This window comes from Brevundimonas sp. (assembly GCF_032017145.1).
Taxonomy (GTDB): domain Bacteria; phylum Pseudomonadota; class Alphaproteobacteria; order Caulobacterales; family Caulobacteraceae; genus Brevundimonas.
Window position 1 is genome coordinate 16,804 of the sequence record NZ_DALZQC010000035.1, and the last position, 12,053, is coordinate 28,856.

Annotated in this window: 9 protein-coding genes and 1 pseudogene; 7 read left to right on the top strand and 3 right to left on the bottom strand. The window is 67.3% G+C overall.

Features of this window, described 5'->3' with window-relative positions; genetic code table 11:
- Window positions 1-11: 11 nt before the first annotated feature.
- Window positions 12-566: a F0F1 ATP synthase subunit delta gene (locus tag RTU05_RS07975; protein ID WP_312597225.1), complete on the bottom strand. Its 555-nt coding sequence runs from the start codon at window positions 564-566 to the stop codon at window positions 12-14.
- A 483-nt stretch (window positions 567-1,049) separates the two neighbouring features.
- Here RTU05_RS07975 and RTU05_RS07980 point away from each other — a divergent pair, with 483 nt between their 5' ends.
- Window positions 1,050-1,877, top strand: a complete 828-nt coding sequence (locus tag RTU05_RS07980) for a TerC family protein (RefSeq protein ID WP_312597227.1) — start codon at window positions 1,050-1,052, stop codon at window positions 1,875-1,877.
- Between the two features lie 5 nt (window positions 1,878-1,882).
- On the top strand, window positions 1,883-2,659 hold the full coding sequence (locus RTU05_RS07985; RefSeq protein ID WP_312597229.1) for a glutaminyl-peptide cyclotransferase: 777 nt from the start codon (window positions 1,883-1,885) through the stop codon (window positions 2,657-2,659).
- A 69-nt stretch (window positions 2,660-2,728) separates the two neighbouring features.
- Here RTU05_RS07985 and katG read toward each other — a convergent pair whose 3' ends face one another.
- Window positions 2,729-4,999: a catalase/peroxidase HPI gene (katG, locus tag RTU05_RS07990; RefSeq protein WP_312597231.1), complete on the bottom strand. Its 2,271-nt coding sequence runs from the start codon at window positions 4,997-4,999 to the stop codon at window positions 2,729-2,731.
- 146 nt (window positions 5,000-5,145) lie between these two features.
- Between katG and RTU05_RS07995 the strand changes: the two genes are divergently transcribed.
- Window positions 5,146-6,045 (top strand): LysR substrate-binding domain-containing protein, encoded by a 900-nt coding sequence (locus RTU05_RS07995; RefSeq protein ID WP_312597232.1) that lies wholly within the window; start codon window positions 5,146-5,148, stop codon window positions 6,043-6,045.
- A 331-nt stretch (window positions 6,046-6,376) separates the two neighbouring features.
- Here the strand turns inward: RTU05_RS07995 and acnA are convergent, their stop codons facing one another.
- On the bottom strand, window positions 6,377-9,103 hold the full coding sequence (acnA, locus tag RTU05_RS08000) for an aconitate hydratase AcnA (RefSeq protein WP_312597234.1): 2,727 nt from the start codon (window positions 9,101-9,103) through the stop codon (window positions 6,377-6,379).
- A 364-nt stretch (window positions 9,104-9,467) separates the two neighbouring features.
- Between acnA and ccmA the strand changes: the two genes are divergently transcribed.
- The 4 genes and pseudogenes from ccmA to RTU05_RS08020 form a co-directional block, all read left to right on the top strand.
- Window positions 9,468-10,091, top strand: coding sequence for a heme ABC exporter ATP-binding protein CcmA (ccmA, locus tag RTU05_RS08005; RefSeq protein WP_312597236.1), 624 nt, complete (start codon window positions 9,468-9,470; stop codon window positions 10,089-10,091).
- Window positions 10,088-10,945, top strand: a complete 858-nt coding sequence (locus tag RTU05_RS08010) for a DUF3800 domain-containing protein (protein WP_312597238.1) — start codon at window positions 10,088-10,090, stop codon at window positions 10,943-10,945. Before ccmA ends, RTU05_RS08010 begins: the two co-directional genes overlap by 4 nt.
- Before the next feature lie 94 nt (window positions 10,946-11,039).
- Complete coding sequence (gene ccmB / locus RTU05_RS08015) at window positions 11,040-11,741, top strand: heme exporter protein CcmB (RefSeq protein WP_312597240.1); 702 nt, start codon at window positions 11,040-11,042, stop codon at window positions 11,739-11,741.
- A 39-nt stretch (window positions 11,742-11,780) separates the two neighbouring features.
- Window positions 11,781-12,053, top strand: a pseudogene (locus RTU05_RS08020) (heme transporter HemC); the annotation flags it as partial.

Below are 12,053 nucleotides of genomic sequence, written 5' to 3' on the forward strand. Positions count from 1 at the left end.
GCTCAGAGCGCTCAGGCGCGCTTGAGGGCGAACTTCATCTGGTCGAGCTTGGTCTTCAGCGAGGCGTCGAACAACTTCGACCCCACCTTGACCTTCAGGCCGCCCAGGATCGACGGATCGACCCGGGTGGTCAGCTCCGACGCCTTGCCCAGGCTGGCGTTCAGGGCGGTCTTGATGGCGGCCAATTGCTTGGCGTCCAGCGGCTGGGCCGACACCACCTCGGCGGCGACGATCCCGGCGTGTTTGGCGTAAAGGCGCTCGAAGCCGGCGACCACGGCGCCCAGGTCCCTGGCGCGGCCGTTCTGGGCCAGCAGGCCCAGGAAGTTGACGGTGTTCTTCTCGAACTTCGCCTGGGTCGCCACGGCGACCAGACCCTTGGCCTGATCGGCGGTCGAAATGACGGGCGAGGTCGCCAGGCGGCGCAGGTCGGCGCTCTCGGTCCAGGCGGTCTTCAGCGAGACGATATCGGCCCGAACGGCGTCCAGGCGGCCGGTTTCCAGCGCCAGGTCGAACAGCGCCTGTGCATATCGATCGCCGACTTCCGTCGTTCTGAAATCATCAGCCACTGATTAGGGTCCGAGGTCGTTGTGTCAGGGTCGCGACCGAATGCGAAGGTTCACAACGGTCAAAAGCTTGAAATGCTTAGGGAAAGCACGACAGAGGCCGTATCCGCGAACACGCCCCCTCCAAGCCGGGCGCCTGATAGCACGGGGTTTCGCCAGTCGCAACATTCCGTGAAGGCGCGTCGATGCCGCAGGCGCCCATCAAAATCCCCTCCCCATGCAATGGAGAGGGGGAACACGAAGTGGTGGAGGGCTCTTTAAAGCCGCACAGGCGCCGGTGACGCAGCCAAGAGCCCCTCCGTCTCTCCGCTGCGCTTCGAGCCACCTCCCCGCTCCGCAGGGAGGAGACAGCGCCTTCGAACACCCTGCGGCCCGGCAGGCGCAGCCGCCGGGGTGCGACCATGACGCCGCACCCGTCCGCTTGATCGGAACCGGCGTCGGCCCTAGCGCTTTCCGCTCAAGCTTTTATCCCCTTCAGGAACCCCGATGCTCGACAGCATAACCCCGCTTCTCTCCGATCCGGCCGCCTGGGCCGCATTGGTGACCCTCATCGTGATGGAGGTGGTGCTCGGGATCGACAACCTGATCTTCATCTCCATTCTGTCGAACAAACTGCCCGAGCATCAGCGCTCCAAGGTGCGGCGCATAGGCATCGGCCTGGCCCTGGTCATGCGTCTGGCCCTGCTGTCGATCATCGCCTGGCTGGTGGGCCTGGTTCAGCCGGTCTTCACCGTCATGGGCAACGAATTCTCGTGGAAGGATCTGATCCTGATCGCGGGCGGCCTGTTCCTGGTCTGGAAGGCGACCAAGGAAATCCATCACACGGTGGACCCGACCCCCACGCCCGACGTCCTGGACAAGAAGGAGGTCATGATCAACAACGCGGGCGCCGCGATCTTCCAGATCATCCTGCTGGACATCGTCTTCTCGATCGATTCGATCCTGACCGCCGTGGGCATGACCGAACACCTGCCGATCATGGTGGTCGCGGTTCTGGTCGCCGTGACCGTGATGCTGCTGGCCGCCGACCCCCTGGCCAACTTCATCAACAAGAACCCCAGCGTGGTCATGCTGGCGCTGGGCTTCCTTCTGATGATCGGCATGGTCTTGATCGCCGACGGCTTCGGCTATCATGTGCCCAAGGGCTACATCTATGCGGCCATGGCCTTCTCGGCCGGGGTGGAGGCGTTGAACATGCTGGGTCGCCGATCCGCATCCAAGAAGGAAAAGGCCGAACTGGCCCGCAGCGAGGCGAACGCCGCCGAGGCCCGCGCCCAGAAGGCCGAGGCCGAAGCCGCCGCCGAACAGAGCTGAGGATCATGGTCCGTCCGTCGTCCCGCCTCGCCGGTCTTCTCGCCGGCCTGCTGCTGGCGGCGGGCGGTCTGTTCGGTCCGGCCGCCGCCGAGGTTCCGGTCCAGCCCTATGAGGTCGTGCGCGCCTATCCGCACGACCGCACGGCCTTCACCGAGGGCCTCTTCTTCCACGACGGCGCCCTTTACGAAAGCACCGGCCTGTATCCGTCCTTCATCCGCAAGGTGGATCTGGAGACGGGCGCGGTGCAGCGTCAGCGCGACCTGCCGACCATCTATTTCGGCGAGGGCATGACCACGCTGAACGGCAAGCTCTACAGCCTGACCTGGCGCAACCACATCGGCTTCATCTGGAAGTTGGACGACTTCTCGCCGCTGGGCGGCTTCTCCTATCCGGGCGAGGGCTGGGCCCTGACCACCGACGGACGCCGGCTGATCATGAGCGACGGCACCGATCAGCTGCGCTTCCTCGACCCGGAAACCCTGGCCGAGACCGGCCGCGTCTCCGTCACCGCCGACGGCCGGCCGCTGGATCGGATCAACGAGCTGGAATGGATCGACGGCGAGGTCTTCGCCAACATCTGGCAGGACAGCCGCATCGCCCGCATCGATCCCGAGACCGGCGTGGTCAGGGCCTTCATCGACCTCGCCGCCCTGGTCCCCAAGGACGCCGGGCTGGACCCCAACGACGACGTCGCCAACGGCATCGCCTGGGACGCCGCCGGCAAACGCCTGTTCGTCACCGGCAAACGCTGGCCGCAGCTGTTCGAGATCAGGCTGAAATAGTCTCCCAATGGCCCGTCATTCCGGGGGCGTCCGCAGGACGAACCCGGAATGACGAGGGGAGTCTGACGCTCACCCGCGCAGGTCGAACCGATCCAGCTCCATCACCTTGGTCCAGGCCGCCACGAAGTCGGCCGTGAACCTGGCCTGGGCGTCCGCTCCGGCATAGACCTCGGCCAGGGCGCGCAGCACGGCGTTGGAGCCGAACACCAGATCGACCCGCGTGCCGGTCCACTTCGCCTCGCCCGTGCGTCGGTCGCGGCCTTCGAACACATCCTTGGCGTCCGAGGTCGCCGTCCACTTCACGTCCATGTCCAGCAGATTGACGAAGACGTCGTTGGACAGCACCCCCGGCCGGTCGGTCAGCACGCCATGCGTCGCCCCGCCCGTATTGATGTTGATGGCGCGCAGGCCGCCGATCAGCACCGTCATCTCCGGCGCCGTCAAAGTCAGGCGCTGGGCCTGGTCGATCAGCAGGGCCTCGGCCGGCACGCTGTAGCGCGCCTTCTGATAGTTCCTGAACCCATCGGCGACCGGCTCCAGATAGCCGAAGGATTCGACGTCGGTCTGCGCCTGGCTGGCGTCGGCGCGCCCCGGATTGAAGGGCACGACCACATCCTGCCCCGCCGCCTTGGCCGCCTGTTCGACGCCCAGATTGCCGGCCAGTACGATCAGGTCGGCCAGGGACACGGCCTTGCCGCCCGTCTGGTCCTGGTTGAAGGCGAACCGCACCCGCTCCAGCGTCTTCAGCACCCGATCCAGCCGTTCGGGCTGGTTGACGGCCCAGTCCTTTTGCGGAGCCAGGCGGATGCGCGCCCCGTTCGCCCCGCCGCGCTTGTCCCCGCCCCGGAAGGTCGAGGCCGAGGCCCAGGCGGTGGCGACCAGTTCGGCCGGGCTCAGGTCCGTCTCGGCGATCCGCGCCTTCAGATCGGCCGCGTCCGCCGCATCGATCAGCGGATGATCCACCGCCGGGATCGGGTCCTGCCAGATCAGCTCCTCGCGCGGGATTTCAGGCCCCAGATAGCGCGAGCGCGGCCCCAGGTCGCGGTGCGTCAGCTTGAACCAGGCGCGCGCGAAGGCTTCGGCGAAGGCCTGCGGATTGTGCAGGAAGCGGCGCGAGATCTTTTCGTATTCGGGGTCGAACCGCAGCGACAGATCGGTCGTCAGCATGGTCGGCCGCTTCTTCCGGGACGGATCGTGGGCGTCGGGAATGATCTCGCCCGCATCCTTGGCCACCCACTGGTGCGCCCCGGCCGGGGACTTCTCCAGCTCCCATTCGAAGCCGAACAGGTTCTCGAAGAAGAAGTTGCTCCACTGGGCCGGCGTCTGGGTCCAGGTGACTTCCAGCCCGCTGGTGATGGCGTCGCCGCCGTGACCGCTGCCGAAGCTGGAAGTCCAGCCCAGCCCTTGCGCCTCCAGGCCGTCCGCCTCCGGTTCGGGGCCGACATGGTCGGCCGGCCCGGCGCCGTGGGTCTTGCCGAAGGTATGGCCGCCCGCGATCAGGGCCACCGTTTCCTCGTCGTCCATGGCCATCCGCGCGAAGGTGTCGCGGATGTCGTGCGCCGCCGCCAGCGGGTCGGGATTGCCGTCCGGCCCTTCCGGGTTGACGTAGATCAGCCCCATCTGCACCGCCGCCAGCGGGTTCTCCAGATCGCGCGAATGCTCATGGCCGTCCGCGTCGTCGTCCGAGACCAGCACCGCCTCGTCGGCCGGCTTGTCCACCCCGTGCGAGCCGTGGGCGTAGCGCAGGTCGCCGCCCAGCCAGGTGGTCTCGCGCCCCCAATAGACGTCCTGGTCGGGTTCCCACACATCCTCGCGCCCGCCGGCGAAGCCGAAGGTGCGGAATCCCATGGTCTCCAGCGCCACATTGCCGGTCAGGATCAACAGGTCGGCCCAGGAGATGGCCTGTCCGTATTTCTGCTTGATCGGCCACAGCAGGCGGCGCGACTTGTCGATATTGACGTTGTCGGGCCAGGAGTTCAGCGGCGCGAACCGCTGCTGGCCCCGACCGCCGCCGCCCCTGCCGTCGCCGACGCGATAGGTGCCGGCGCTGTGCCAGGCCATGCGGATGAACTGCGGCCCATAGTGGCCGAAGTCGGCGGGCCACCAGTCCTGCGAATCCGTCATCAGCTTGCGCAGGTCCGCCTTCAGCGCCTCGTAGTCCAGGGTCTTGAAGGCCTCGGCATAGCTGAAGTCCTGTCCCAGCGGGTTGGACCGCGACGAATGCTGGTTCAGCAGATCGGTGCGTAGCTGCCCCGGCCACCAGTCGCGGTTCTGCGTCCCGCCGCCTGCGACGGATTCTGTCGTGCGGCCCGAGAAGGGGCATTTGGCTTCGTCGCTCATGGTCGTCTCTCCCGAGTGGACGGGACGGCGGTGCGACGTGGCGCGGCCTTGTCCCTGATGATCACAAGGACATTTGGCGTCAGGCGAGCAGATAGATCAAATCGATTGTCTTTGATTTCTGCATAGGCTGACCCTATGTCGCACCCATGCTCCCCACATTGCGACAGCTTCAGTATCTCACGCTTCTGGCCGAACACGGCAGTTTTTCGCGCGCCGCAGAGGCCGCCCACGTCAGCCAGCCCGCCCTCAGCGCCGGGGTGCAGGAGTTGGAGCGCATCCTGGGCGCCCCGGTGGTCGAGCGGGCGCGCGGCGCGGTCATCATGACCGCCGTGGGCGCCGAGGCCGTGCGTCGGGCCGAGGACGTGCTGGCCCGCACCGAGGATCTGGTCGAGGCGGCCAAGAACGCCGGCCGCCTGCTGTCCGGCCGCTTCCGCCTGGGCGTCATCCCGACGGTCGCCCCCTTCCTGCTGCCCGCCAAACTGCCGTCGGTGAAGGCCGCCTACCCCAGCCTGAAGCTGTTCATCCGCGAGGACCTGACGCCCCGGCTGATCGCGGCGTTGAAGGCCGGTCAGATCGACGCCGCCGTCATCGCCCTGCCCTATGACGCGCCGGGCATAGCCCACGCCCGCATCGGCGACGACGAGATCATGGCCGCCGCCCCCGCCGACCACGCCCTGGCCGCGCCCGGCCCCATCCGCCCCGGCGCGCTGCGGGCCGAGGACCTGATCCTGCTGGAAGACGGCCATTGCCTGCGCGACCACGCCCTGGCGGCGCTGGACATCGAGGCGCCGCGCGGCGACGACGTCTTCGCCGCCACCAGCCTGCATACCTTGGTTCAGATGGTCGGCTCGGGGCTGGGCGTCTCCTTCCTGCCTCGAATGGCGGTCCAGGCGGGTCTGGCCGACAATCCATCCGTCGCCATTCGCGCCTTCGAAAACCAGGCCGACGGCGCCCCGCCCCATCGTGAAATCGTCGTCGCCTGGCGCGCCGGCTCCAGCCGCGCCGCCGAGGCCCGGCTGCTGGCCGAGGCCCTGACGCTCGATTAACAACCGACAGGGGAAGCGGGTATGTGGCACAACCTGTGCATGATATGGGATATCAGTGTTCCAATCGGATCAGGCAGACATGGATCGGAAGAATTTCGAGTCTTTGGCAGCCGAATGGCTGGCGCGATCGTTTGATGAGCCCTCTCTCGCAATGAGCGAGGCGTGCGTGCAGATGGCGGTGATATGCAACGCCATGGCCGAGTTTTCTGTCCGGCTGGACCGACTGTCCTGCCAATGCGTCGCGGACATGCGCCCTGAAACACGATCACCCGGAAGTCTTTCGACCTCCGGGTGACGATGAGCGAGCTTCAGCGCCGGATCGACGCTTCGACTATTCGGCCGCGATCGGGGCCTCGGTTTCCGGGCCCCGCGCCAGGTTCCGCAGGACGTAGGGCATGACGCCGCCGGCCAGCAGATAGTCCAGCTCGGTCTGGTTATCGATGCGGCAGCGGACCGGGAAGCGGGCCATCTTGCCGTCCGACGGGCGGAACAGCTCGACCCACAGGTCCTGGCGCGGCTTCAGCTTGCCGACGTTGGCGTCGGTCAGGCCGCGGATGGTGACGATCTCCTCGCCCGTCAGGCCCAGCTTCTGCCAGCCGTCCTGCTTGAACTGCAGCGGCACCACGCCCATGCCGACCAGGTTCGAACGGTGGATGCGCTCGAAGCTTTCGGCGATGACGGCGCGGACGCCCAGCAGATTGGTGCCCTTGGCCGCCCAGTCGCGCGACGAGCCGGTGCCGTATTCCTTGCCGGCGAAGACGACCAGAGGACGGCCTTCCGACTGATACCGCATGGCCGCGTCATAGATCGACATGGTGTCGCCCGACGGGAAGTGCTTGGTCACGCCGCCTTCGATTTCCGGCGTGATGCGGTTCTTGATGCGGATGTTGGCGAAGGTGCCGCGCATCATGACTTCGTGGTTGCCGCGACGGGCGCCGTAGCTGTTGAACTCGGCCGCCTCGACGCCGTGGTTGGTCAGATAGACCCCGGCGGGCGAGGTCTTCTTGATCGAACCGGCCGGGCTGATGTGGTCGGTCGTGATCGAGTCGCCGAAGATGGCCAGGACGCGCGCTTCCACGATGTCCTGAACCGGCGTCAGCTCCATCGACAGGCCGTCGAAATAGGGCGGGTTGGCGACATAGGTCGACTTGTCGTCCCACTCATAGGTCTGGCCGCCGGTGACCTTGATCGCCTGCCAGTGCTTGTCGCCCTTGAACACGTCCTTGTAGCGTTTGGCGAACATGGCCGGGGTGACGGACTTGCGCTGGATGTCCGAGATTTCCTGCGCGGTCGGCCAGACGTCCTTCAGGAAGACGTCATTGCCCTTCTTGTCCTGACCGATCGGGTCCTTGGTGATGTCGATCCGCATCGAACCGGCGATGGCGTAGGCCACGACCAGCGGCGGCGAGGCCAGATAGTTGGCCTGGACGTCGGGGTTCACGCGGCCTTCGAAGTTGCGGTTGCCCGACAGGACACTGGTGGCGACCAGGGCGTTGTCGTTGATCGCCTTGGAGATGGCCGGGTCCAACGGGCCCGAGTTGCCGATGCAGGTGGTGCAGCCATAGCCGACCAGGTTGAAGCCCAGGGCGTCCAGGTCCTTCTGCAGACCGGCGTCGGTCAGATAGTCGGTGACGACCTGCGATCCCGGCGCCAGCGAGGTCTTGACCCAGGGCTTGGCCTTCAGGCCCAGAGCATTGGCCTTGCGCGCCACCAGGCCGGCGGCGATCAGCACCGACGGGTTGGAGGTGTTGGTGCACGAGGTGATAGCCGCGATGACCACGTCGCCGTCGCCGACCGAGAACTTCTCGCCTTCGACATCGGCGCGCGGGGCGTCGGACGGGCGGTTGAACACCTCGGTCAGGGCGGTTTCGAAGGCCGGGGCGGCGGTGGTCAGCTCTACGCGGTCCTGCGGACGCTTCGGACCGGCCAGCGACGGCACGACGGTCGAGATGTCCAGTTCCAGCACGTCGGTGAAGACCGGGTCTTCGCTCGTCTCGTCGATCCACAGGCCCTGCGCCTTGGCGTAGGCTTCGACCAGGGCGACGCGCGCCTTGTCGCGGCCCGTGGCGGTCAGATAGCCGATGGTGGCGGCCGAGACGGGGAAGAAGCCGCAGGTGGCGCCGTATTCCGGGGCCATGTTGGCGATGGTCGCCTGGTCTTCGATGGTCATGTTCGGCAGGGCGTCGCCGAAGAATTCGACGAACTTGCCGACCACGCCCTTCTTGCGCAGCATCTGGGTGACGGTCAGCACCAGGTCGGTGGCGGTCGCGCCTTCCGGCAGACGGCCGGTCAGCTTGAAGCCGATGACCTCGGGGATCAGCATCGGGATCGGCTGGCCCAGCATGGCGGCCTCGGCCTCGATGCCGCCGACGCCCCAGCCCAGGACGGCCAGGCCGTTGATCATGGTGGTGTGGCTGTCGGTGCCGACGACGGTGTCGGGATAGGCGACGGTCTTCTTGCCTTCGTCGATGGTCCAGACGGTCTGGGCCAGGTTCTCCAGGTTCACCTGGTGGCAGATGCCGGTGCCGGGGGGCACGACGCGGAAGTTGTTGAAGGCCGAAGAGCCCCAGCGCAGGAAGTTGTAGCGCTCGATGTTGCGCTCATATTCGCGCTCGACGTTCTGGCCGAAGGCCTTGGGCGTGCCGAAGTTGTCGACCATCACCGAGTGGTCGATGACCAGATCCACCGGCACCAGCGGGTTGATCTTGGCGGCGTCGGCGCCCAGGGCGCTCATGGCGTCGCGCATGGCGGCCAGGTCGACCACGGCGGGAACGCCGGTGAAGTCCTGCATCAGGACGCGGGCCGGGCGGAAGGCGATCTCGTGCTCGACCGAGCCCTTGTTCTCGACCCAGGCGGCGACGGCCTTCAGGTCGTCCTCGGTGACGGAGACGCCGTCCTCGTTGCGCAGCAGGTTCTCCAGCAGCACCTTCATCGAGCGCGGCAGGCGGGAAATCCCGGTCAGACCGGCTTCCTCGGCGGCGGGAAGGCTGTAATAGGCGTATTTCTTACGCCCGACGGAAAGGTCCTGGCGGGTCTTGAAGCTGTCGATCGACGGCATGGAGAGTTCCTCTGGTCAGCGCCGCCCGACAATCCGGTTGCGCCTTCGCGCGACAGACGCAGCGGCTCACAGGGCCCCTGCGCGCGCGGCGAAAGCCTGCTGCGGCGACCGTGCCTATAGCCCCGCCTGAACCGACCGTCCATGTGTCCACACCCCTGACAAGGACATTGAGAAAGGTTCGCAGATTCGCGCCCCGACTTCTCCCTCCCCGCGCCGGGGAGGGCGGCCGAGCGCAGCAAGGTCGGGTGGGGGCGGCCCGCCGCATCGCCGATCTATCTTGCGTCGTGGAGCGCGCCCCGGAGGGGCCGCCCCCACCCGGTCGCTGCGCGACCACCCTCCCCGGCGCGGGAAGGGAGAACCTGCGATGATCCACACCCTCACCCTTTCCGGCCTGACCGTCTCGCGCGGCGAGCGGCGGCTGTTCCACGGGCTGGACCTGACCCTTCGGGCGGGCGAGGTCCTGGCCCTGACGGGCGCCAACGGGGCGGGCAAGACCAGCCTGCTGCGCGCCATCGCCGGCCTTCTGCGTCCTGACGCCGGAACGGTCGCCTTCCATGACGGCGACGGCAATCCGCTGGACGAGCGACAGGCGCGCGGCCGCGAGACCCATTTCCTCGGCCATCTGGACGGGCTGAAAGGCGGGCGCACGGCGCGCCAGGAACTGGGATTCCAGTGCGACTGGCTGGGCCACACCCAGTACGGCGTCGATCACGCCGCCCAGGCGTTCGGCCTGTCGCCCCTGCTGGACCTGGAGGTCCGCCGCCTGTCCGCCGGCCAGCGTCGCCGTCTGGCCATGAGCCGCCTGGTCGGATCGCCGCGCGCCCTGTGGCTGCTGGACGAACCGATGGCGCCGCTGGACGCCCGCTGGCGCACGGCCTTCGCCGAACAGATGCGGCGCCATCTGGACGCCGACGGCCTGATCGTCGCCGCCGTCCACGACCCCCTGCCCCTGCCCTCGCGCAGCCTGGACCTGGGAGGGGTGGCGTGAGTTGGTCCTTTTTCATCGACGAATCCGGGCAGGATCAGAAGGCGTCACCCTACGAGGTTCTGGCGGCGCTCGGGGTCGAAGACCGCCGGATTTGGCCCCTGATCCGACAGTTGTCGGACGCTCAGGACCATTTCTTCGGCATGCGGCTGTTCGAAGCCTACGGCCGCGAAGCCAAGGCTCAAAAACTCCTCAACGCCAAGACGTTTCGGCTTGCGGGTCAGATGCCGCCCTTTGCTCATGCGCAGCGAACACGACTGGCGCGTGAGGCGCTGACCAACGGCTCCGCCCCCACGCGAGAACGTCTTACCGCCCTGGGCCAGGCCAAGATCGCTTACTGCCGCTTTGCGCTAGAACTCGCGCGCGGACAGAAGGCCCAGGTCTTCGCCACCATCGTTCCGCAGGCCGCGCCCCGGCCGGAACGAGCGGACGCCCTCCGAAAGGATTACGCCTATCTTTTCGAGCGCGTGTTCTATTTCCTCAACGGCCTTGAAGGCGATCCCATGGGCTATCTCGTGTTCGACGAGATCGACCGAAGCGCCTGCCACATTCTTTTGGGACAGGTGTCGAACTATTTCGTTCGCACCGCCAATGGTCGCACACGCGCGCGCCTGATCATTCCCGAACCCTTTTTCGTGCATAGCGATCTGACGACCCTGGTCCAACTGGCGGACATCGTCGCCTATGTCGTCAGTTGGGGCGTGAGATTGCGCGGAATGAATGCGCCTGCGCGATCCGAACTGGCGCCGATCGCCGAAGATGTTCTGTCGTTGAGGTTTTCGCGTCGCCTGGACAGCGGCGAAAGGCAATTCGGCTTCAAGGTCGTCAACGACCTACGCCCGGCGCAAAGGGGCTGAAATTGAAAAAGGCAATGCTCGCGTTTCCGCTCACAAAGCCTCCGAGGAATACTATCGTGACACCGTCGGGTGGTGTCAACGCCGGAGTTGGAAAATGAAGCCCGATCAGGAACCCCGGCCGCCCGGCCTGCGGGGCGCCACCCGCGTCCTGCTGGAGCGCGAACTGGACCTGGCGTGGGGCGGGGGCGGCGGGCCTCTCCTGGCCTGCGGCTTCTTCGCCTGTCTGACCGCCATCCTGCCGCTGGCGGCCGGGGGCGATCCGCGCACCCTCGGCCCCGTCGCGGGCGGCGTCGCCTGGCTGGCCTTGGCCCTGGCGTCCCTCCTGTCGCTGGAGCGGTTGTTCGAGCGCGATCTGGAGGACGGCGCCCTGGACCTTCTGGCGCTCGGCCATCTGGCGCTGGAGCAGGTCGTCCTGATCAAGGCCCTGGCCCAGTGGATCGCCGTCGGTCTGCCCCTGGCCCTGACCGCCCCCGTCGCCACCCTGGCGCTTGGCCTGCCCGCATCGATGACGCCGCTCGTCGCCCTGACCGCCCTGATCGGCGGCGCGGCCTTCGCCTTCACCGGAGCCCTGGGCGCCGCCCTTGCGCTGGGCGCAAAGCGCGGCGGCCTGCTGATCGCCGTGGTCGTCCTGCCCCTGTTCATTCCGCCGGTCGTCTTCGGCGCCGGGGCGTTGGAACGCGCCGTATCGGGCCAGCCGGTCGGTCCGGCGCTGGCGTTGCTCTGCGCCTACGTCCTGTTCGCCGCCGTCGTCGCCCCCTTCGCCGGGGCCGCCGCCGTTCGCAACGCGCAAGGGTGAGCTTGCCCGCCGCCCATTCGTTGCGTAAGCGCTGAACCGATGTTCGGCCTGTCCAATCCGCAGCGCTTCATGGCCTTCACAGGCCCTTTGACGCCCGTCCTGTGGGGGCTCGCCGCTGTGCTGCTGGGCGTCGGCGCCTGGCTCGGCTTCACCGTTCCGGCCGATTATCAGCAGGGCGACACGGTGCGGATCATGTTCGTCCATGTCCCCGCCGCCGTCTGGGGCCTGGGCGCCTATGCGGCGCTTGGCGTGTCCAGCTTCTTCGCCCTCGTGTTCCGACACGCCCTGGCCGACGCCGCCGCCCGCGCCGCC